The following is a 21,391-nucleotide window of genomic DNA, read 5'->3' as shown; positions in this document are numbered from 1 at the left end:
AAAATTCCATGTCACCAAATAATCATTCGAAAAATCATCTCCTCGTCCCTCTTCCGTCGTCAGTTCCGCCGTTAGAGACATCATCTTTTCAGCTCTTGAATCTCGGGAAACAGCGTCCAGTCCTCGTTGTTCTGGGGGCAGAGTGTATGTATGCCAATGGTCTGGGCCGTCTGGACGTTCGTGGGACTGTCGTCGATGAAGAGCGTCTCTTCGGGCAGGGCATCCTGACCTTCGAGCATCATGTGGAAGATGGCGGGCGAGGGTTTCATCACACCACATTCGTAGCTCAGGTACAGGTGGTCGAAGTAATGACTCATGGGATGGCCGTGGCCGTCGAAGGCAGGACTTTCCGTCCACATGGTCATAAAGGGATTGGTATTTGACAGCAGGCACACCTTATAACCCTTCTGTCGCAGGCGCAGCAGCATATCGAGGTTCCGCTGCGGTACGTGGTCCACATAGCCGTGCCAGGCATCGTAGCACTCCTGCATGGTGACCTCATGGCCTATCAGTCGGCACATCTCCTGTCGGAACTCCTCTTTGCCGATGCGTCCTGACTCCAGGTCGGCAAACACGCCCCTCTGCTGAAAGGCATCCAATCGCTCGCGGGCATCCACAAGTCCCATCTTCTCGAATGTCCTGATGGCCCCCTCAAGACTCAGCGCCAGCACCACGCCTCCCAGGTCAAAGGCTATATTCTTTATATTCTTCATATCTCCTTGTTTTGCTTGCAAAGGTAACTATTCTTATCGAAACGACCAAATCTTTGAGCTAAGACTGTGGGCAGTGGCATCTTCAGCTGGACGAAGACACCCGCCTTCACGAGTTTTTCTTAGGATTATCACGATGAATTATTAAAATCACGACGTGAAAATATAAAATCACGTCGTGAAAATAAAAAATCACGCCATGATTTTGTTTAATCACGGCGTGATTTTTGTTTTGGATAACGAGTTATCTCTTTTTGGGCAGCCTGTTGAATCTGTATGTTACGTGGAGTAAGGCGTAGCGAGGCATGACATTGGTATAGGTTTCTGTACGGCCTTGCGCATTGACGTTGCGGGTTACGTTGTCCAGTTGACCAAGGATGTCGAAGCCGTCGAGCATCACCACCAGCCTTCCCTTGAGGAATGGGCGCGCAAAGCGAGCATTCCACACCAGGTCGTTGGTGTTGAGTTGTGAGTCGGCATAGCCCGTACGGCTGTAGAGCGTCATGTCGCTACTCAGTTCCAAGTTCCAAGGCAGTTTTACGATTGCTGTCATCCCATTGGTAAGCGTCAAGGGCTGCTGCGTCTCAAAGTCCGTGCGCTGACTGCTGAAACGCTGCCAAAGCGTGGTACTCTTGAAGGTGAGTGCGTGCTGTCCAATCTTATAGGAGAGATTCAGCGTGTTGTTGAAAGAAAGCGTGTTGACGGTGCTACGCGCTTGGTCTATCAGGTCCACGCTGTGCAGGTAACTGACACTCGGACTGACATTGAGGCGGAGAGGGTGCTTCTTGCCAATGACTGTGTTGAAACGGTAGTCCGCGCTGGCATTCCAGTTGCCATTCACGTTGTCGGCCTGCCAGGTGCGGACGCCTGTGGTGCGGTCGTAACGATAACCCATCGCAAGGGCATTTTGGATGATCGTGTAACTGAGACGGTACTGATGGCTTGTCTCTTTACTTTTCGCTTTTCCCCATTGGTGACTGAACGAGAACTCGTGGTTAACGGCATTGCGCAGACTGTTATTACCCAGACGGATGTTCAGTGGGTCAGTATCATCGCGCATGTCCACGAGGTTCAGCAAATCAGGTGTTGAGGTCTGGGCCATATACTGTAGGTGCAGCTTCTGGGCATTTCCCGTCTCTGCATTGATGGTTGTGTACTGGATAAAGCAGTCCCAGATGTTGATGGGCATAGTGTTGCGCGTCACGAGTGTGTCAATGCTGCCGCGCTGGTAGCTTAGCTGTTGACGAACGAGTGTGACAGGGAAGCCGAGTTGCGCCCATACTTTCTTCTCCTTTCCTTTGTTCCAGTTGTAGAAGAAGCGTGGACTGAAGTCGTAGATGTCCTCTGTGAAGTGGCTTGTATAACTGTTGCGACGATCAATGTACTGCTCATATTCGTGAGTTGATGGTAATTGGCCGATGGCGTAGGTTGTGTCGATGTCGAAGAGCGACGACTCACGCAGGCGGTCGTTGTGGGTGTATTCCGCATTCAATTGCAGACGAATCTGAGGGGTGAAATTGATCTGATAGGTGCCACGTGCCTTGGCTTTCCATGAGCGGTTGGGGTGGTTGCGGTAGTAGCGGTTGAGGCATTCTGAAGGGTTCTGTGACACAGCACCATATTCAATAGACTGCCGATGATAGCGGTCCTCCTGCTGGTCGGTGAAACTGGCCTCGGCGTCAAGTGAAGCCCAGTCGGGACTGTGGTGAAACTTCAACGTACTGCTGAGACGTAGTTCTCCATCGAGAGCGTGCCCCTCGGCAATACCCCGTTGCAGATTGCGGTGGATGAGACTGTCGTTCTGATAGAAAGCCGAGGCGATACTACGGTCAGTATTGTCGAACTTCTGATAGTTGAGTGAAGGGCTAATATCGATGTTCCACATCTTGAAATCCCGATAATAATGGTGACTGGTATTCAACCTCAGGTTCTTGTTCCTGTTGACATTAGTCATGCGTTCGTAAGTATCGCCCGTGGCCAGGTAGTTCTGGCGATTGGTGTTGGCCTCGCGATTCAGGTCGGTATGAGTCACCTGCAGGTTGCCATCGGCTTTCCACTTGCTGTTGCGGTCCTCTACGTTATAGTCGATGCCGGCTTGTTTCTGTCTCATTTGTCCTCCGTCCTTGATGCGCTGAGGGTTCCAACTGCCCGTTTCGCCAGGTTTGGTGTCTCCATTCAGGTTGTTGGCGGTGGCATAGACTGCCAGGCGCGAGTGGTCCGAGAAGCGCAGGGCAAAGAGTCTGGCCAGCCAGCGCTCCTCCGTTCCGCCACCTGCTTCTGCGTTGGCCAGTGTGCCGATGCTGTATTCCTTCTTGAGTTTTACATCCATCACATAGCGGTTGTCTCCAGCCACTTGCTGCCCCAGAAACTCACTCTTGTCTCCCCATTTATCATATATCTGGATGTTCTTCACCGTATAGGCCGGCAGGTTGTCGAGCATGATGGTGTGGTCGCCACGGAAAAAGTCCTTGCCGTTAAGGAGCAGCGCATCCACATACTTGCCGTTGTGATAGATGCGTCCACCCTCTTTCAGTTCGATGCCAGGCAACTGCTTTACCAATGCATCGAGCATAGAACCCTCGGCCAGTTCAAATGCATCGGCATTGAACACCAGCGTGTCGCCCTTATAGTAGAACTGCACTTTGGTAGAAGTGACAACCACCTCCTTCAGCATCTTTGATTCGCGCTTCATATAGACGGGAGGCAGATCGCGACGTTGTTCACGACGGTAGATATTACTCAGCTCATAGGGCATTTCGGTAGGCTTAAAACCCACATAGCTGGCTTGAATCGTATATTTCGTGGGTCGTGCAGGCACTCTGAAAGCAAAGTTTGCCAGTTCTATGGGCGTATTGTTGCCATATTGCAAATAAGAGATGGCCTCGCAGGAATCAATGCAGACCCCATCGGCATTGAGCAGTCTGACGGCAGCGTGGGGCAGGTCAAGGTGTGTCACGTAGTCCTTCACCTTGCCTTCAAGTACCATATAGCGCTTGTCGGACTTCGGCTTGTATTGCACATATATCTGCTTTCCTTTGGTGACGACACGCACGGGTTGGTCTTTCGTCATTTGCTTGACGGCCTTAGGCACACTCAGTCCCTGTGTGTTGGCTACCACCTGCAGGTGCTCCAAGTCGTTGTGGATGAAGGAAATCTCGTAGTCATCCTGCTGTTGGTTCAGTCGGGCCAATGCGTCAGCCAAAGAAAGTGTTTGTGCCGAAGCACTCATGACGATGCCCACCATTATTAATAATAAGGTGATGCGCTTCATGGCTCTACCTCCTTCTCTGCATGAACAAAGATGGTATCGCGCTCGTCAGAAAGGCGCAGTCCCTCAAACTCATTCACGTTGTCGAGGAAGATGCCTAACGGCTGTACGCTATCCCAGGCGATGGTGAAACGGAGATCACGCAGCGCCTCTTCCTGGAAGCACACCTGATGGCGGTAATGGCTGCCCACCACCGTGAGGATGCTGTCCAAACGGATATCCGCAAAACGCACGAGGGCATCATCGGCAGAACTGGCATCGTCTGTCTTTGACTCGGCTATTGATGTTCCCGTTGACGGTTCTGTTGACTGCGGAGAAAGGAAATGATAGGCAGCGTAGGCCAGTCCGCTGAGCAGGGCGACGGCAATAAATGAGGCCGCTATGCGCATCCAACGGCGTGATGGCTTGGGTTCGTTCGTGAGCTTTTCGATTTCCTCGTCAGTCAGTTCACGACGGTTATCATGCAGGACGTCCAGCACCTCGTTCCATAGCTGTTCGTCGGTGGGTATGTTGTGATTCGTATTCATGATGCTTCTTGTTTTGGTTGTTTTAAACTAGTCATAAGGTTTGCCTTGGCGCGACTGGCAGTCATGCGGACAGCACTCTCTGTGCTTCCCTGTATAGCCGCAATCTGCTGATAGGACAGACCGTCCATGTGATGCAGCAGAATGACTGCCTGCTGATTCTTAGGCAGGGCAGCAATGGCATCGTTGACCTGGCGTTCAGTTTCCTGTCGCTCCATGCTTTCATGCGGATTGTCCTGTCGGGCTGTCAGCGGACGAACCGTGTCGCTGGGCATGTTGTCCAGGGCGGCAATGACAAAAGACCGGCGTTTCTGCTTGTTCAGGCTGACGTTACGTGTGATACGCATCGCCAGTCGTTCGGCCTCTGTGGCCTGCTGTGCCCTGTCGCCCATGCGCCATAGCGAGACAAGTGCATCCTGTACGGCATCTGCCGCCTCCTCGTCGTCGTGGAGGATGCCGCGTGCAAGACTCATGAGTTGTGGGCGCAGGCGGGTAACTACATCTGTGAATAGTGCTTCTTGCATAAACGTTTTACGTATGGTTTTTGCCTATATAACAATCAACGCCGCAAAACATAACGCATCATCATTGATGTTTAAGGTTCTTTAACGTAATCGCCTCTTCTTTTTTTTGCCTGCAAAGATACAAAGATTCTTTTGATTATCCAACGCTTTTGCTTGTCTTTGACAGTTTGTAATAAATGGACGCGTATTTTTGAAAAACCGATAGTAATCTGCTAGAAAATACATTCCTTTTCTTGCAGATTGTTATTTCTGGCGAAAATGTAGATTGAAAAATGGGGCGTTTTTCGGCTCGAAAGCGGAATAATGCGTAAATTTGCAGTCCATAAAATACATTCGTTTTATGGACACAAAATATATCTTTGTTACAGGCGGTGTCGTTTCCTCGTTGGGAAAAGGCATCATCTCCGCCTCCATTGGAAAATTGCTGCAGTCACGCGGCTATAAGGTAACCATCCAGAAGTTTGACCCGTACATCAACATCGACCCAGGTACGCTGAACCCCTATGAGCATGGCGAGTGCTATGTGACGGCCGACGGTATGGAGACCGACCTGGATCTGGGCCACTATGAGCGCTTCACGGGTATTCACACCACACGTCACAACTCTATTACCACCGGACGTATCTATAAGACGGTGATAGACCGCGAGCGCCGTGGTGATTATCTGGGCAAGACCATTCAGGTGGTGCCTCATATCACGGATGAGATTAAGCGCAGAATGTTGCGAGAGGACGAAGAGGGCGAACAACTTGACTTCGTGATTACCGAGGTGGGCGGCACCATTGGTGATATTGAGAGTGCACCTTTTATGGAGGCCATCCGACAGTTGCGTTGGCAGTTGGGCAGGAACGCCGTTTGTGTGCACCTGACCTACGTGCCCTATCTGAAGGCTGCCGATGAGTTGAAGACCAAGCCCACACAGCACTCTGTCAAGGAACTGCAGGGCATGGGTATCCAGCCCGATATTCTGGTGCTGCGCACAGAGCGTCATCTGGACGATGGCATGAGAATGAAGGTGGCATCGTTCTGTAACGTGGATCTGGAGTGCGTGGTGCAGAGCGAGGATATGCCCTCTATCTATGAGGTGCCCGTCAGCATGCAGCATCAAGGACTGGATGCCGCCATCCTGCGTAAGATTGGCATCCCCGTGGGTGAGACACCTGCGATGAAACCCTGGCACGACTTCCTCGACAAGCAGCGCAACGCCGCGAAGGAGGTACACATCGGTCTCGTTGGCAAGTACGACCTGCAGGATGCCTATAAGAGCATTCGCGAGAGTCTGAATCTGGCTGGTATATATAATAATGTGAAGGCGAAGATCCACTTCATCAGCAGTGAGGAAGTGACAAAGGAGAATATCGCAGAGAAACTGAAGGGCATGCAGGGCGTGCTGATTTGTCCGGGCTTCGGTCAGCGTGGCATCGAAGGCAAGATCATTGCTGCAGAATACACCCGGACGCACGATATCCCAACGTTCGGCATCTGTCTGGGCATGCAGATGATGGTCATCGAGTTTGCCCGTAACGTGCTGGGCTACAAGGATGCCAACAGCGCAGAGATGGACGACAAGACACCCCACAACGTCATCGACATCATGGAGGAGCAGAAGAACATCACCGAGATGGGCGGTACCATGCGACTGGGCGCCTACGAGTGTGAGCTGGTGAAGGGCAGCAAGACCTACGAAGCCTATGGTGAGGAGGCACTTATCAGCGAGCGTCACCGCCACCGCTACGAGTTCAACAATAAATATCAGGAGGAGTACGAGGCCAAGGGTATGAAGTGCGTGGGTATCAACCCTGCCGCCAACCTGGTGGAGATTGTGGAGATTCCAGAGAAGCGCTGGTACATCGGCACGCAGTTCCATCCTGAATACTCATCGACAGTACTGCATCCGCACCCTCTGTTCATGAGCTTTATAAAAGCAGCAATGGAGTCCTAACGGGCTCCATTACTTTTCTGTCTGTATCTCTACTATTTCAATTCCGGCCATCCATCGGCAGTCCACGAGATAGGACGCTGGATGAGCATGGCGGCACCGTTCTGCGTGACGCTGTAGCCGTGACAGACGAAGATATCCTCGTCATCAAAGGTATAGGCAGAACAGTGGCCAGCAGCCTCCCATTCCTTTTTGTCGCCCTCAATGACGAGCGTGCCACCGCCATTAGCCATATCCTTGCCTGTACGGTCCAAATAAGGTCCGTCGACAGTCTTGCTGCGACCAACGGCTACGCGGTAGTTGCTTTTGGCGCCGCGACAGCAGTAGTCCCATGACACAAAGAGATAGTAATAGCCGCCGTGCTTAAAGATAAACGGCGCTTCGATGGCGTTGGTGCCAGCATATTTCGACGTGGGGTTCGGCTCTGATGGCTTGTAGCTGGGGTCGTAGCGACGGGCGACGGTCTTGATTTGAGGCTTGAGATTTGAGGTTTGAGGTTTTGCTATGTGCATCGTTGAGTCGAGGCGAGCTATCTGGATGCCGTCCCAGAACGAGCCCCACACGAGCCAGGGCGTGTCGTTATCGTCGATGACGAAGTTTGGGTCGATGGCGTTCCAGTTGTCGCGTTTCTCGCGCGAGGTCACAATGCAGCCCTCGTCCTTCCACATATTAGAGCGCAGAGAGCGACTGCTGAGCAGACCAATGGCTGAGCCGTTCTTGCCAAATGTAGAGCAGCTGTAGGCAAGCCACCACTGCCCGTGCCACTGAATGACATCGGGTGCCCACACATGGTTGCTGAAGCCTGGCACAGAATCTGTAGTCCAGCCAGGAATCACGGTCATAACAGGCTGTGGCAGTACGGTCCAGGTCTTACGGTCGCGCGAGGTCATCTGCTGGATGCCCATGCCTGTGGCGTAGATATAATACGTGTCACCCTCCTTGGCCATCACGGGGTCGTGTACCATCGGTGTTTCAGTAGTAAAGGCTTCGCGCTGAAAGCCTCGGCGAGGCCCTTGGGCCGCAACTGTCATGCAAACAGCTGCAAGTGTCATTGTAATAAGTAATTTGTTCATAAAGTAGTTTTTGGGTTTATCGGCTGCAAAGGTAACGATTATTACCGAATTATCCACATCATACCACTAATAATTTGCAAGTAGAATATGGTTTTTGATTGCAAATTGTTATTTTGTGCCGAAACGTAGATTGAAAGAAGGGTGATGATGCAGGAGATTGGCAGAGTTTTTTTAATTTTGTAGCCCAAAAGAGAAAGCAAGAGATGGAACAGTTAAAACATGAATGCGGCGTGGCGATGATTCGTCTGCTGAAACCACTGGATTACTACGAGAAGAAATACGGCACCTGGGCCTACGGCTTCAACAAACTGTACCTGATGATGGAGAAGCAGCACAACCGTGGACAGGAGGGCGCTGGCATTGCCTCGGTGAACCTGAACAACAAACCTGGTACGGAGTATATGTTCCGCGAGAAGGCCGAGGGCAAGAACGCCATCACCGAGATTTTCTCGAGAGTGACTGAGGAGATGAAGGGCGAGCTGCTGATGGGTCATCTGCGCTATTCTACTACTGGCAAGAGCGGCCTGACATTCGTTCATCCCTTTCTGCGTCGCAACAACTGGCGCGCCAAGAACCTGTGTCTGTGTGGCAACTTCAACATGACCAATATCGACGAGGTCTTTGAGTTTCTGACAACACAGGGACAGAGCCCACGTATCTATGGCGACTCGTATATCACGCTGGAGCTGATGGGCCACAGACTGGACCGCGAGGTGGAGCGACTGTATGATGAAGCCAAGAAAAAGGGACTGGAAGGTCTTGACATCACACAACATATTGATGACCATATAGAGATGGCCAACGTGTTGAAGACCACGATGAAACATTACGATGGTGGTTACGTGATGTGCGGACTGACAGGCAGCGGCGAGATGTTCAGCGTGCGCGACCCCTGGGGCATTCGTCCCGCCTTCTATTATCGTGACGACGAGATCGTTGCCGTGGCGAGCGAACGTCCTGTCTTACAGACCACCTTCGACTTGAAAGCTGAGGACATCTGTGAACTGAAACCTGGTCAGGCACTCATTGTACGCAAGAGCGGCGATAGTCGTCTGGAGCAGATCATGCCCGCCCAACAGCTCAGCGCCTGTTCCTTCGAAAGAATCTACTTCAGTCGTGGGTCGGACTGCGACATCTACCAGGAGCGCAAACGTCTGGGTGAGCAACTCACGCCTGCCATCCTGAAAGCTATTGATGGCGATGTAGAGAATACGGTATTCTCGTATATCCCCAACACTGCCGAGGTAGCTTACTACGGCATGACTGACGGCTTCCGTCAAGGGGGCTATAACGTACGTACAGAAAAGGTGGTGTGGAAGGATATCAAGATGCGCACCTTTATCGCCGACAATAGCGAGCGCAACGACCTGGCAGCTCACGTCTATGACATCAGCTACGGCAGTCTGAAGCCCTACATGGACAACCTCGTGATTATCGACGACAGCATCGTGCGCGGCACCACCCTGAAGGAGAGCATCTTTAAGATTCTGGACCGTTTGCATCCCAAGAAGATTGTGATGGTGAGCAGCTCACCGCAGATTCGTTACCCAGACTACTACGGCATCGATATGGCCCGTCTGGAGGAGTTCTGCGCCTTCCGTGCCACGATGGCCCTGATAGAGGAGCGCGGCATGTGGCAGTTGGTGAACGACACCTACCTGGCCTGCAAGCGGGAGTTGGAGAAGCCTAAGGAGGAGATGCAAAATTGCGTGCGCACCCTGTATGCACCATTTACTGTCGATGAGATTAACAATAAGATAGTGGAGATGCTGCGTCCTGCTGACATGCAGGCGCCCATAGAGCTGGTGTTCCAGAGCATCGAAGGACTGCACGAGGCCTGTCCCAACCACCCTGGCGACTGGTACTTTACAGGCCACTACCCCACCCCTGGCGGCATCCGTCTCTGCAACCAGGCTTTCGTGAACTATATTGACAACAAACAAAAGAAACAATAATAAAATCAAAAGATTATGTGTGGAATCATAGCCATATTAGACGTTAAGGAGCAGACACAGGCTCTTCGTGACAAAGCATTGAAGATGAGTCAGAAGATTCGCCATCGCGGACCTGACTGGAGTGGTATCTACTGTGGCGGCTCTGCCATCCTCGCCCACGAACGACTGAGCATCGTGGACCCAGAATCAGGCGGACAGCCTCTCTTCTCGCCAGACCACAAACAGGTGCTGGCTGTCAATGGAGAGATATATAACCACCAAGAGATTCGTCGTCGCTATGCTGGTCAGTACGAGTTCCAGACAGGCTCGGACTGCGAGGTCATCCTGGCCCTCTATCGTGAGAAGGGCATCAACTTCCTGGAAGACCTCAGCGGCATCTTTGCCTTTGTGCTCTACGACGAAGAGAAGAACGAGTTTCTCATTGCCCGCGACCCTATTGGCGTGATTCCTCTTTATATTGGTTACGACAGCGACGGCACGGTTTATGTAGCCAGCGAGCTGAAAGCCCTCGAAGGCCAATGTGAGCGCTACGAGCCATTCCTGCCAGGTCATTACTATTGGAGTGTTGACCCAGGCATGAAGTGGTACTATCGTCGCGACTGGATGCAGTATGATGCTGTGAAGGACAACCCTGCCAGCGTTCAGGATATCCACGATTCGCTGACAGATGCCGTGAAGCGTCAGTTAATGAGTGATGTGCCCTATGGCGTACTGCTCTCTGGCGGTCTCGACTCGAGCGTCATCTCTGCCATTGCAGAGAAGTTCAGCGAGCATCGTATTGAGGACGACTCGAAGACCAAGGCCTACTGGCCACGTCTGCACTCGTTTGCCGTTGGACTGAAGGGCGCCCCCGACCTGGCTAAGGCTAAGCTGGTGGCTGATCATATCGGCACCGTACACCACGAGATTAACTATACCATTCAGGAGGGCTTGGATGCCATCCGCGACGTGATCTACTTCATCGAGACCTACGACGTGACCACCGTACGTGCCTCTACACCTATGTACCTGCTGGCGCGTGTCATCAAGTCGATGGGTATTAAGATGGTACTCAGCGGTGAAGGTGCCGACGAAATTTTCGGTGGCTACCTCTACTTCCACAAAGCTCCTACGGCCAAGGACTTCCACGAGGAGACCGTACGCAAACTCGGAAAGCTCTATATGTACGACTGTCTGCGTGCCAACAAGAGTCTCTCGGCCTGGGGTGTAGAGGGTCGTGTGCCCTTCCTCGACAAAGAGTTCCTGGATGTGGCTATGCGCACCAACCCAGAGGCCAAGATGTGTCCTGGCAATACCATTGAAAAGAAGATTGTGCGCGAGGCCTTTGCCGACCTGCTGCCAGAAGAGGTGGCTTGGCGACAGAAAGAGCAGTTCAGCGATGGTGTGGGCTATAGCTGGATTGACACCTTAAAGGCCATAACGACGGCAGCGGTGTCCGACGAACAGATGGCTCACGCCGCAGAGCGTTTCCCCATCAACACGCCTAGAAACAAGGAAGAATACTACTATCGCAGCATCTTTGCTGAGCACTTCCCCAGCGACAGCGCAGCCAAGAGCGTGCCCTCTGAAGCCAGCGTGGCATGTAGCACTGCCATCGCCCTGGAATGGGATGCTGCGTTCAAGGGATTAAACGAACCCAGTGGTCGCGCCGTCAAAGGTGTACATGAACAGGCCTACTAATGATAATATAAAAACACCGTATTTCTCTACGGTACCATTATTGTTGCCTGCCATCAGTCTCATCATGGGACTGGTGGCGGCATCGCTCTATACTAACCTGATAGTACTTTTCGTGGTTTTCTCCATCAGCGTCCTCGTCAGTTGGATGCTCAGGCGAAAACCCGTTTGGCAGAGCCTCGGCATCCTTTCATGCTTCTTTTGGCTGGGCATGATTGTTGGGCAGCGCGTCACCCAAGTACCTATAGGAGACGGATTCGCAGAAGCTGTGGTGATGTCAGAGCCTGCAGAGAAGCCTAAGACCATCGCCGTTGACCTCCTGTTGCCTGACCACCACCAGCAGGTGCGTTGCTACCTGTGGAAAGACGAGCGGAGCCAGCAGCTGGCATTGGGACAGAACGTGGTGGTGAGACACGCAGACCAGGGTTTTGTACGCAGTAATGACTGGCAGGTGGGCGGCAACGGCTTATCGAAGCTCTCACGCGTGGACCGTTGCCGACTATGGTTCTTGCATCTGCGTCATGGCCTGCTTCAGCGCTATAAGACTCTACAGGCTGATGACGAGCAGTATGCCATCCTCGCTGCTATGACGCTGGGCGACAAGTCGGCATTGACACAGGAGCTTCGTGAGACCTATTCCATCACTGGTGCATCACATATCTTGGCACTCAGCGGACTGCATCTGGGCATCATCTACCTGCTGCTTTACCGTCTGACATTAGGCAGGCGGCGTTTCTGGCTGTCGCAGACGCTCATTGTACTGTGTATCTGGGCCTTTGCGTTCCTAACAGGTCTGTCCACCAGCGTAGTACGCTCTGCCACGATGATTAGCATCTATGCGCTGTTTGCCGTAGCAGGCCGTCATCGCTCGCCTGTCAACCTGCTGTGTTTCACGGCTATCATCATGTTATTGGTTAATCCTGCATCCATTGATGATATTGGTTTCCAACTATCGTTTGCTGCCGTGCTGTCTATCCTGCTCTGGATGCCACTGATAGAGCATTTTCTGCCAGAGCACTATCTCGATAGTCATCCTTTCAAGGGCTTTATTATTAATATGGTGGGCATGTCGGTGGCAGCACAGATAGGTGTAGCACCTATCATTGCCTATCACTTCGGACGTTTCTCCACCTATTTTCTCTTCACCAACTTCCTTGTCGTCCCACTGGCCACCATCATCCTCTATGGCACGCTGCTGGTGCTTATCCTGCCCATGCTTGCCCCTGCATTACTTTGGGTGGTGGCATTATTAAATAAAGCACTTGAGTGGTTATCTCAAGTGCCTTATGCCAGTATCGACGGACTGCATCCGTCAACAGTCCAGATTGGACTTTTCTATATCGCTATGCTGTGTATCTACGCTATTGTGCGACGCCTTGCGCCTAATACATGATGTGCAGATAGCGCAGGATATCGTTCAGATTAGCAACCACCATCAACAGGATGAGGAGGCCGAATCCTATGTATTCTGCCTTAATCATGAAGTTCTCTGACGGCTTGCGACGCGTAATCATCTCGTAAAGCAGGAACAGCACATGTCCTCCATCCAAGGCAGGGATGGGCAAGATGTTCATGAAGGCGAGGACGATGCTCAAGAAGGCCGTCATCAGCCAGAACTGATGCCAATCCCATGCTGAGGGGAACAGACTGCCGATGGCACCAAAGCCACCCATCTGCTTCACACCGTCAGACGAGAAGAGATACTTCATGTCGTTGACATAGCTGCACAGCGTGTTCCAGCCGTAACTAATACCTGCAGGGAAGCTTTCCAGGAAGCCATATTCAAACGTGGTGGGTTCGTAGGCCTGAACAGGAGCGAAGCCCAGCTTGAGGTCCTTGGTCAGTGTGGTATTAACGGTATCGATGGCCTCGCCACGCTGATAAACCAGTGTTATCTGCAGAGCCTTCAAACTGTCAGCCTCTGTCTTGGCCGATGCCAGCACGTCGTTGATGCGCGACAGCTCATCAGTAAAGCCATAGAACGAATTAACCTGCTTATTGTTGGCTGCCAGGATCTTATCACCCTTCTGCAGGCCAAGGGCTGCTGCAGGTGAGTCAGGAATAACGCTATCAATCACAGCAGGAACCATGGGGCGTACGAAGATAGGCACACTCTGAGCCATATCCACGAGGCTAAGCGTTGAGGTTTCATAGGTAAAGAACAAGAATTTCTTTTCTTCCTGAGGGATGTTGATGGTCTTGGGCTGACCATTACGAAGCACATTAACCTGCTTGGCGTTGCAAATCATGCGATACATGTCAACGCCCACATTCTTGAACTCCTTTTGGTCAGTAGATATCAAGATATCACCATCCTGGAAGCCAATGGCTTTTGCTTCCTCGTTAAACTCCATACCCTGCGTCATGCTCTGCAACGGGGTATAGGTCTCACCCCAAGTGAAGAGCACCATCGAATAGATGAACAATGCCAGAAGGAAGTTAACCAACACGCCACCAATCATGATGAGCAGTCGCTGCCATGTGGGTTTGGTGCGGAATTCCCAAGGCTGCGCCACCTCACTGAGTTTCTGGTTGGTCTCGTCTATCATACCATCGATGGCGCAATAGCCTCCAAGAGGCAGCCAGCCTAGTCCGTACTCTGTACCTACATACTCCTTCTTCTCATTGCCGTCCTCGTCCTTCGTCGTGGGTACCACCTCTGGCTTCAGTCTTAACAGACGGCGCACCCAGGTGTCGTAAGTACTCATAATATGGAACTTAGGATTAAAGAAGAGATAGAAGCGTGAGACACGCACCTTAAACAGTTTGGCGAAGGTGAAGTGTCCCAGCTCATGAAGCAGCACCAGCAGGCTGATAGCCAGCAGGAACTGCAATGTCTTTATCAAAAATACTTCCATTATCCTTTTACTTTTTTACCTTATTTCTATTTTACCCTTTCAACAGTGCACTGGCTATGCGACGAGCCTCAGCATCACTCTGAAGATAGTCCTCGTAGGAGGGCTTCTGAATGAAGGTAGCACGCTGCATGGTAGCCTCGATGATATCGCCCATCTGCAAGAAGCCACAACGGTCCTCAAGGAAGGCACGGTTCACAATCTCGTTGGCTGCATTGACGATACAAGGCATATTGCCACCTTGATGCAGGGCCTCATAGGCCATAGCCAGACAACGGAACTTCTTCAAATCAGGCTCGAAGAACTCCAAGTCATGGGCCTTGAAAAGGTCCAGTCTATTGCCACTGAGTGGCAACCTCTTGGGGAACGAGAACGCATACTGGATAGGCAGACGCATATCGGGCACACCCAACTGGGCCTTCACTGAGCCGTCCACAAACTGCACAGCGCTATGCACGATGCTCTGCGGATGTACCAGCACCTGAATCTGCTCGGCATCGACACCAAAGAGCCACTTGGCCTCTATGACCTCGAAACCTTTGTTCATCATCGAAGCCGAGTCGATGGTAATCTTGGCTCCCATGTCCCATGTGGGATGACGCAGGGCGTCGGCCTTGGTCACATGGGCTATCTCTTCCATGCTCTTGGTACGGAAGGGACCGCCACTGGCGGTAAGCAGTATCTTGTCGATGGGGTTCTCGTCCTCACCTACCAGACTCTGGAAGATAGCCGAATGCTCACTGTCCACAGGCAGGATGGATGCTCTGTTCTCCAATGCCAGCTGACAGATCAGTTCACCAGCAACGACCAGTGTCTCCTTGTTGGCCAGACAGATGGTCTTGTGGGCCTTGATGGCATGGATGGTTGGAGAGAGGCCTGCGAAGCCCACCATTGCAGTAAGCACCATATCAATAGGCCCTGCCTCAACAATCTCGTCGAGGGCACGTGCTCCTGCATACACCTTCACGTCAGGCATATCGCTCATCAGCGCCTTCAACTCGTCGTAACGTGCCTCGTTGGCAATGACGATGGCAGCAGGCTTGAACTTGTGGGCCTGCTCTGCCAGCAGCTCCACCTTGTTGTTGGCTGTCAGGCAATACACCTCGTAGAGGTCGCTATGCTCCTCTATCACTTCGAGGGCCTGTGTACCTATGCTTCCCGTTGAGCCGAGAATGGCTATTTGTCTTTTCATAAATCTAAGATGCCCTCAGGCAAATTGATAGTTATCGTTTTCTTATCCTTGTCAATATCAGTTATCAGCTCCTCGCTGGCAGGTATCAGCCTGCCGTCCTCCAATTCAAAGAGGATGTTAGCGGTGCTGTCGTCAATGCTGGCAATAACACCAACCTTTTTGTCAGTCTTTGCTTCGACGATGTCGAAGCCTACGAGGAAGGTCCACGACAGTTCCTCGTCATCATCATCAGCCAGCTGACGAGGGAAGTACACGTCGCAGTTGGTAAGCTCGCGGGCACGGTCCTGGGTGTCTATATCCTCGAACTTCACCAGTGCGGTACTGTCGCTACGGAATCGGTATTCCTCCATGAAGAAAGGCACCAGGATGCCATCGAGCTCCAGCACGAGATAGTCGGCATCAACACGGTCGAATACATCATCGTCGAACATGAACGACACCTCGCCTTTCACGCCATGCGCCTTGCCTATGCATCCTATCTTATATACCGTCTCTTTCTTTATCATGAGAAAATGAGTCTTATAAAGCTTATGCGAGTCTTGTTATCTGAGCGCCCAGAGCGTTCAGTCGTGTCTCGATATGTTCGTAGCCACGATCTATCTGTTCTATGTTGTCAATACGACTGGGACCTTTGGCACTCATGGCGGCAATAAGCAAAGCAATACCTGCACGAATATCAGGACTGGACATGCGTCCACCCCTCAGTTGCAGCTTGCGGTCATGGCCCACCACCACAGCACGGTGTGGGTCGCAGAGTATAATCTGTGCACCCATGTCAATCAGCTTGTCCACAAAAAACAAACGACTCTCAAACATTTTCTGGTGAAACAGCACCGAGCCACGAGCCTGGGTGGCTACTGTTATCAGCACACTCAGCAAGTCGGGGGTCAGTCCTGGCCATGGGGCATCAGCCAGCGTCATGATGGTACCGTCGATAAACGACTGTATCTCGTAATGGCGCATCTGAGGTATGTAGAGATCATCGCCATCTTCTTTGATGGTGATACCCATACGACGGAACGTATTGGGAATAAGTCCCAGATTCTTTATGGAAACATTTTTGATACGTATGCCATTGCCCACCATAGCGGCCATGCCGATAAACGAGCCCACCTCAATCATATCAGGCAGGATGGTATGTTCTGTACCACATAAATGATCCACGCCTTCTATGGTAAGCAGGTTCGAGGCAATGCCGCTGATGCGTGCGCCCATCTGGTTCAGCATCTTACACAGCTGCTGCAAATAAGGCTCGCAGGCAGCATTATAGATAGTGGTAGTGCCCTTGGCCATCACGGCAGCCATCACAATATTGGCAGTACCTGTCACTGATGCCTCGTCAAGCAGCATATAACAGCCCTTCAGATGATGGGCCGATATCTCATAGACATCACGCTCTGCCACATGGTGGAAATGGGCACCCAGACGCTCAAAGCCCAGGAAATGTGTGTCCAGACGGCGACGTCCTATCTTGTCGCCACCAGGCTTGGCTATGACGGCCTTGCCCATACGTGCCAGCAATGGACCAATCATCATGACAGATCCACGCAACTCAGCACACTTCTGCACAAACTCATAGCTCTGCAGGTAGTCCAGATTCAAATCATCAGCCTGGAAGGTATAGGAAGTCCCCTCAGCCTCTACTTTGACGCCCACATCCTTCAACAACTGGATGAGGTTCATCACGTCCCTGATTTGCGGAATGTTATGGATGGTCACCGCCTCATTAGTCAGCAGGGTAGCACAGATGACCTGCAAAGCCTCGTTCTTGGCGCCCTGCGGTTCTATAGTGCCACTCAAAGAATGACCTCCCTCAATGATGAATGATGCCATATTAGGTTAGCTTTATTTCTTTTTCTTACGCTTGGAAGACTGCTGTGATGCAGATGCTGTCTGAGGATTGAAAAGCTCAAAGGTAAAGTGGTGCAGGTCCAGTTGTACAGCACCATCAGTCAGACGAGCCATATCGTCAGCCACCTTCTCATCGTCCATAGAGCCATGTCCCCATTGTATCAGGTCACGCTTCATCTGGTTGGCAGTCAGACGTATCAGCTCATCACGCTCGGCACCATCAGGCATGGTCTTCAATCGTTCCAACAACTCACACACCAGCTTGCCATAGTGACGCAGTCTGATATCACCCTGCGGCAACGGCATTGGTGCAGGTTTATTATGGAACTTCTCAGCACCACTCACGTCAAAGGGCCAGTCAATATCCAGCTGTTTATCGCTCATCAGAAACAGATGATCCCAAAGGGTCTGCTCGTAGTCGGAATTCTCACGTATCTGGGGCACCTTCGTCTCCATCAGTCTCACGATGCTCTTAGCACAACGCAAGCGTTCTTCCTTGGTGGGCAGAGCTACGGCCACATCGACCATCTTCTGAATCTCACGACCATATTCAGGCATCAGCAGCTTTTCGCGCTTTGTGTTATAGTCCAATCCTTTGATCTCCATATTTCAAATCATTTTCTTTGGCATTTTCGCCACATAATCCTTCAGGTAGAACGGCTCAAAATAGGCCACATCCTCCGTTTGTCCGTTCAGCAGACGACGCTCAGCCAGGGGCTGCATCCACTTAGCCAACGGCTCGATGCCCTCTATCAGATGAGCATTGGGATGATTGATTGCCTCCATACATTTGGCTGCACCATTACCCAGGAAATAGACAGGATGCTCATCCAGCCACTGCTTGTACGTCTCACCATCCACCACATCGGCACCCACAGGGCGCACAGGTTTCAGCGCACGATCATAGATACCTGCATAAACCTCCATGCGACGGGCATCAATCATCGGACATAACAAGGCATCATCCTCTACCACCGCTTCTCGCAGCAACACGGGAACACACATCAGTTCCAGCGTAGGCACGGCAATGAGTTGCAGGTTGCGACCATAACAGATGCCCTTAGCCATCGAAACGCCTATGCGCAGACCCGTATACGAGCCTGGGCCACAACTAACAGCCACAGCATCGAACGGTATGGCATGGTTGTCGGTAAACGAGAGAGCCTCGTCTACCATTGACCCCAGACGCTCGGCATGGTTCGGACCGCTATGATCTTCCTGCTGAAAGATGACCTGAGAGTCCTCCGAGACGGCCACCGAGCACACCTGAGTGCTGGTCTCAATATGTAGGATACATGACATGTTCTTATTATAATATCATAAATATGAGATGCAAAGGTACGCATTTTTCCGCAAACATCAACTGCATTTTAGAAAAATTATCATTTTGTCTGTGTTATCTCCACTTTTTTGTGTAACTTTGCACCCCATAAGAAAAAACATAGAAAGCAAATGATACAATCAATGACAGGCTACGGCAAGGTGGTCGTAGTGTTTAAAGACAAGAAAATCAGCGCAGAAATCAAGTCACTTAACTCCAAGCAGCTTGACCTGCAGACACGCATCGCGCCCCTTTATCGTGAAAAAGAGATGGAAATCCGACAAATGGTGGCAGCAGCGCTCGAACGCGGCAAGGTTGACTTCAGCCTCTGGATTGAGAAAGACACTGGCGTAGATGCCACTCCCGTCAATGTCGCCTTGGTAGAGAACTACTACCATCAGCTTAAGGATATTGCCCACAAAGTGGGCATCGCAGAGCCACAAGACTGGCTTTACACCCTCACCCGTATGCCTGATGTGCTGACTAAGACCGATCAGGAGGTGCTCTCCGACGAGGAGTGGGCAGCAGCCCGTCAGGCTGTTGAGGGTGCCATCAAGGCCCTGGTTGACTTCCGCATTCAGGAAGGTGCAGCTCTTGAGAAGAAATTTGCAGAGAAGATTGACAATATCGAACGCCTCATGGCCGAGATTGAGCCCTACGAGAAGAGCCGCGTGGAAAAGATTCGCCAGCGTATCGTCGATGGTCTTCAGCAGATTCCTGATGTGGAGTACGACAAGAACCGTCTGGAACAGGAGCTCATCTACTATATCGAGAAACTCGACATCAGTGAGGAGAAGCAGCGACTGGCTAACCACCTCAAATACTTCCGTGAGACCATGCGCGATGGCCACGGACAGGGTAAGAAACTGGGCTTCATCGCTCAGGAGATGGGACGCGAAATCAACACCACTGGTTCCAAGTCCAATCAGGCCGAGATGCAGAACATCGTCGTGCAGATGAAAGACGAACTGGAGCAAATCAAAGAACAAGTGCTCAACGCACTATAAAGGAAACAAAAAAGGAAACGGACGCCACTGAGCGTCCGTTTTTTTTCAATACTCATCCTCGTTGAAGTATAAAGCACATACTGAGTACTAACGAGTTACGGTGCTCTGTGCCATTATTGTGCCACTAATTTGACAGTGATTTGCGACAAAAAGCCGCTCTATAGCGAGTCCTGGAAGCTTCATACGCTTTGCCATTTTTGATTATTACGGCTACAAAAAGTTCGTTTATCCGCTCATTAGCTTATTGATTTAGACGATTTGACATGTATGGACACAGTTATCCCTGTATGTTGGCCAAAGCCTTCTTCACGAGAGCAGGCTGGCATCAACAGAGCCGTTCGTATCTGAAGATGTTATAGACAAGATAGGTCAGAGCTGTGGAAGCCTTGACGTGGTCCTTGTAGCCATAGTCATGCTTCTTCGTCAATACATCAAACTCCATTTCGAGGCATGGAGCGAAGAGGTGCTTTTGGGTGTACCTTTTTGCTTGTTTCTCAGACGGAGCTGGGCGTTTTGTGATTTTTTTAGCTAATAACGGGCAGAAAATTAGCCGGAAGCTGCCATTTGAAGTCAATTCTATAACATAGTTTAACTTTGTTTTTTTTGCAACTGCAATGCGGGTTAATGGATTTTCGTGGACGATAGTGATTTTCTATATAGAAAATTCACTTTTATGTGAAGCTTTAGATTTTTTTAGCGCATAAAAGTGTTTTCAATTCATTTCTTTTTTGTAATTTTGCGCCATCCATTTCAAAAACTGTAATGACAGAAGAAATCTCAAACCAATATTGGACCATGCGGATCCGCCCACACGAAAAGCTGTGGCATATCGATCTGGGCGAGATCTGGCGTTATCGCGACCTGATAGAACTGTTCGTCAGGCGCAATATCGTGGTGCAGTATAAGCAGACCATCCTGGGTCCGCTCTGGTATCTGATACAACCCATTTTGACCGTCATCATGAATATGGTGGTGTTTGGAAATATTGCCAAAATGAGTACTGACGGTATGCCCCAGGCTCTGTTTTACATGGCTGGCAACATCTGCTGGTTCTATTTCTCCAACTGTCTGAACCAGTCGTCAAACACTTTCATAGCCAATCAGAATATGTTTGGCAAGGTCTATTTCCCCCGTCTAGTGGTGCCCATCGCTGTGGTGATATCCAATTTGTTGCGATTTGTCATTCAGGTAGGGCTCTTTGTCATACTCTATCTCTATTTCTTTGTGAATGGTGCTCCGATATCCCCCAATTGGGCTATTCTGCTTACGCCCCTTTTGGTCGTGATGTTGGCAGGACTGGGTCTTGGCTTTGGCATTCTGATCTCCTCGCTTACCACGAAGTATCGTGACTTTACGATACTATTCACTTTTGTTGTCCAGCTCTGGATGTATGCTACGCCTATTGTCTATCCACTCAGTATGGTGGAAGAAGGTCCCTTGCGCACACTGATTATGGCCAACCCGATGACCTCCATCATCGAGGCATTCAAGTATG

General features: G+C 51.1%; 17 protein-coding genes. 6 read left to right on the top strand and 11 right to left on the bottom strand.

Annotated features, from left to right (window positions below):
• Nucleotides 1–80: 80 nt before the first annotated feature.
• From Q0R57_RS08275 to Q0R57_RS08260, 4 genes are all read right to left on the bottom strand, one after another.
• Nucleotides 81–713 carry an HAD family phosphatase gene (locus tag Q0R57_RS08275; protein ID WP_294745891.1) on the bottom strand — a complete coding sequence of 211 codons (633 nt, stop codon included), beginning with the start codon at nucleotides 711–713 and terminating at the stop codon, nucleotides 81–83.
• Nucleotides 714–954: 241 nt separating this feature from the next.
• Nucleotides 955–3,981 carry a hypothetical protein gene (locus Q0R57_RS08270; protein WP_294745889.1) on the bottom strand — a complete coding sequence of 1,009 codons (3,027 nt, stop codon included), beginning with the start codon at nucleotides 3,979–3,981 and terminating at the stop codon, nucleotides 955–957.
• Nucleotides 3,978–4,505: a hypothetical protein gene (locus tag Q0R57_RS08265; protein ID WP_294745888.1), complete on the bottom strand. Its 528-nt coding sequence runs from the start codon at nucleotides 4,503–4,505 to the stop codon at nucleotides 3,978–3,980. The genes Q0R57_RS08270 and Q0R57_RS08265 overlap by 4 nt, the downstream gene beginning before the upstream one ends.
• A complete protein-coding gene (locus Q0R57_RS08260) occupies nucleotides 4,502–5,026 on the bottom strand; it encodes a sigma-70 family RNA polymerase sigma factor (RefSeq protein ID WP_294745886.1) in 525 nt (174 codons plus the stop codon). The genes Q0R57_RS08265 and Q0R57_RS08260 overlap by 4 nt, the downstream gene beginning before the upstream one ends.
• 340 nt (nucleotides 5,027–5,366) lie before the next feature.
• On the opposite strand from Q0R57_RS08260, the gene Q0R57_RS08255 reads away from it, so the two are divergent.
• Nucleotides 5,367–6,968 (top strand): CTP synthase, encoded by a 1,602-nt coding sequence (locus Q0R57_RS08255; protein ID WP_294745883.1) that lies wholly within the window; start codon nucleotides 5,367–5,369, stop codon nucleotides 6,966–6,968.
• 32 nt (nucleotides 6,969–7,000) lie between these two features.
• Here Q0R57_RS08255 and Q0R57_RS08250 read toward each other — a convergent pair whose 3' ends face one another.
• Nucleotides 7,001–7,996, bottom strand: a complete 996-nt coding sequence (locus Q0R57_RS08250; RefSeq protein WP_294745987.1) for a family 43 glycosylhydrolase — start codon at nucleotides 7,994–7,996, stop codon at nucleotides 7,001–7,003.
• 245 nt (nucleotides 7,997–8,241) lie between these two features.
• Here Q0R57_RS08250 and Q0R57_RS08245 point away from each other — a divergent pair, with 245 nt between their 5' ends.
• The 3 genes from Q0R57_RS08245 to Q0R57_RS08235 are packed head-to-tail and all read left to right on the top strand — an operon-like array spanning nucleotide 8,242 to nucleotide 13,063.
• Complete coding sequence (locus Q0R57_RS08245; protein WP_294745881.1) at nucleotides 8,242–9,993, top strand: amidophosphoribosyltransferase; 1,752 nt, start codon at nucleotides 8,242–8,244, stop codon at nucleotides 9,991–9,993.
• A 15-nt stretch (nucleotides 9,994–10,008) separates the two neighbouring features.
• Entirely contained in the window at nucleotides 10,009–11,673 is a 1,665-nt protein-coding gene (gene asnB / locus Q0R57_RS08240; protein ID WP_294745877.1) for an asparagine synthase B, read from the top strand.
• The gene (locus tag Q0R57_RS08235) at nucleotides 11,657–13,063 is read left to right on the top strand and encodes a ComEC/Rec2 family competence protein (protein WP_294745874.1); all 1,407 of its coding nucleotides are present in this window, start codon (nucleotides 11,657–11,659) and stop codon (nucleotides 13,061–13,063) included. Before asnB ends, Q0R57_RS08235 begins: the two co-directional genes overlap by 17 nt.
• On the opposite strand, the gene rseP is transcribed toward Q0R57_RS08235, so the two are convergent.
• From rseP to tsaB, 6 genes are read right to left on the bottom strand one after another with little or no spacing between them, the layout of a single operon-like run.
• A complete protein-coding gene (gene rseP, locus Q0R57_RS08230) occupies nucleotides 13,053–14,528 on the bottom strand; it encodes an RIP metalloprotease RseP (protein WP_294745872.1) in 1,476 nt (491 codons plus the stop codon). The two genes, Q0R57_RS08235 and rseP, sit on opposite strands and share 11 nt — an antisense overlap.
• Nucleotides 14,529–14,559: 31 nt before the next feature.
• Nucleotides 14,560–15,717: a 1-deoxy-D-xylulose-5-phosphate reductoisomerase gene (locus tag Q0R57_RS08225; RefSeq protein WP_294745871.1), complete on the bottom strand. Its 1,158-nt coding sequence runs from the start codon at nucleotides 15,715–15,717 to the stop codon at nucleotides 14,560–14,562.
• Complete coding sequence (gene rimM, locus Q0R57_RS08220; RefSeq protein ID WP_294745869.1) at nucleotides 15,714–16,223, bottom strand: ribosome maturation factor RimM; 510 nt, start codon at nucleotides 16,221–16,223, stop codon at nucleotides 15,714–15,716. Before rimM ends, Q0R57_RS08225 begins: the two co-directional genes overlap by 4 nt.
• Before the next feature lie 22 nt (nucleotides 16,224–16,245).
• Entirely contained in the window at nucleotides 16,246–17,550 is a 1,305-nt protein-coding gene (gene murA, locus Q0R57_RS08215; protein WP_294745867.1) for a UDP-N-acetylglucosamine 1-carboxyvinyltransferase, read from the bottom strand.
• Nucleotides 17,551–17,562: 12 nt separating this feature from the next.
• Nucleotides 17,563–18,174, bottom strand: coding sequence for a DUF4290 domain-containing protein (locus tag Q0R57_RS08210; protein ID WP_294745865.1), 612 nt, complete (start codon nucleotides 18,172–18,174; stop codon nucleotides 17,563–17,565).
• A gap of 3 nt (nucleotides 18,175–18,177) precedes the next feature.
• Entirely contained in the window at nucleotides 18,178–18,870 is a 693-nt protein-coding gene (tsaB, locus tag Q0R57_RS08205) for a tRNA (adenosine(37)-N6)-threonylcarbamoyltransferase complex dimerization subunit type 1 TsaB (RefSeq protein WP_294745862.1), read from the bottom strand.
• 150 nt (nucleotides 18,871–19,020) lie between these two features.
• On the opposite strand from tsaB, the gene Q0R57_RS08200 reads away from it, so the two are divergent.
• Together Q0R57_RS08200 and Q0R57_RS08195 are read left to right on the top strand one after the other, a co-directional pair.
• Complete coding sequence (locus Q0R57_RS08200) at nucleotides 19,021–19,896, top strand: YicC/YloC family endoribonuclease (protein ID WP_294745860.1); 876 nt, start codon at nucleotides 19,021–19,023, stop codon at nucleotides 19,894–19,896.
• A 762-nt stretch (nucleotides 19,897–20,658) separates the two neighbouring features.
• Nucleotides 20,659–21,391, top strand: a 733-nt coding sequence (locus Q0R57_RS08195; RefSeq protein WP_294745857.1) for an ABC transporter permease, incomplete at its 3' end; no start/stop codon positions are given.

The sequence above is a fragment of the uncultured Prevotella sp. genome (assembly GCF_946407605.1).
Classification (GTDB): Bacteria; Bacteroidota; Bacteroidia; order Bacteroidales; family Bacteroidaceae; genus Prevotella.
This window is presented reverse-complemented; position numbering and strand designations above follow the sequence as displayed.

What these genes read in the sequence shown, in the direction of transcription:
- Q0R57_RS08275 (WP_294745891.1), bottom strand. Translation starts at nt 713, where the DNA reads ATGAAGAATATAAAGAATATAGCCTTTGACCTGGGAGGCGTGGTGCTG.
- Q0R57_RS08270 (WP_294745889.1), bottom strand. Translation starts at nt 3,981, where the DNA reads ATGAAGCGCATCACCTTATTATTAATAATGGTGGGCATCGTCATGAGT.
- Q0R57_RS08265 (WP_294745888.1), bottom strand. Translation starts at nt 4,505, where the DNA reads ATGAATACGAATCACAACATACCCACCGACGAACAGCTATGGAACGAG.
- Q0R57_RS08260 (WP_294745886.1), bottom strand. Translation starts at nt 5,026, where the DNA reads ATGCAAGAAGCACTATTCACAGATGTAGTTACCCGCCTGCGCCCACAA.
- Q0R57_RS08255 (WP_294745883.1), top strand. Translation starts at nt 5,367, where the DNA reads ATGGACACAAAATATATCTTTGTTACAGGCGGTGTCGTTTCCTCGTTG.
- Q0R57_RS08250 (WP_294745987.1), bottom strand. Translation starts at nt 7,996, where the DNA reads ATGACAGTTGCGGCCCAAGGGCCTCGCCGAGGCTTTCAGCGCGAAGCC.
- Q0R57_RS08245 (WP_294745881.1), top strand. Translation starts at nt 8,242, where the DNA reads ATGGAACAGTTAAAACATGAATGCGGCGTGGCGATGATTCGTCTGCTG.
- asnB (WP_294745877.1), top strand. Translation starts at nt 10,009, where the DNA reads ATGTGTGGAATCATAGCCATATTAGACGTTAAGGAGCAGACACAGGCT.
- Q0R57_RS08235 (WP_294745874.1), top strand. Translation starts at nt 11,657, where the DNA reads ATGAACAGGCCTACTAATGATAATATAAAAACACCGTATTTCTCTACG.
- rseP (WP_294745872.1), bottom strand. Translation starts at nt 14,528, where the DNA reads ATGGAAGTATTTTTGATAAAGACATTGCAGTTCCTGCTGGCTATCAGC.
- Q0R57_RS08225 (WP_294745871.1), bottom strand. Translation starts at nt 15,717, where the DNA reads ATGAAAAGACAAATAGCCATTCTCGGCTCAACGGGAAGCATAGGTACA.
- rimM (WP_294745869.1), bottom strand. Translation starts at nt 16,223, where the DNA reads ATGATAAAGAAAGAGACGGTATATAAGATAGGATGCATAGGCAAGGCG.
- murA (WP_294745867.1), bottom strand. Translation starts at nt 17,550, where the DNA reads ATGGCATCATTCATCATTGAGGGAGGTCATTCTTTGAGTGGCACTATA.
- Q0R57_RS08210 (WP_294745865.1), bottom strand. Translation starts at nt 18,174, where the DNA reads ATGGAGATCAAAGGATTGGACTATAACACAAAGCGCGAAAAGCTGCTG.
- tsaB (WP_294745862.1), bottom strand. Translation starts at nt 18,870, where the DNA reads ATGTCATGTATCCTACATATTGAGACCAGCACTCAGGTGTGCTCGGTG.
- Q0R57_RS08200 (WP_294745860.1), top strand. Translation starts at nt 19,021, where the DNA reads ATGATACAATCAATGACAGGCTACGGCAAGGTGGTCGTAGTGTTTAAA.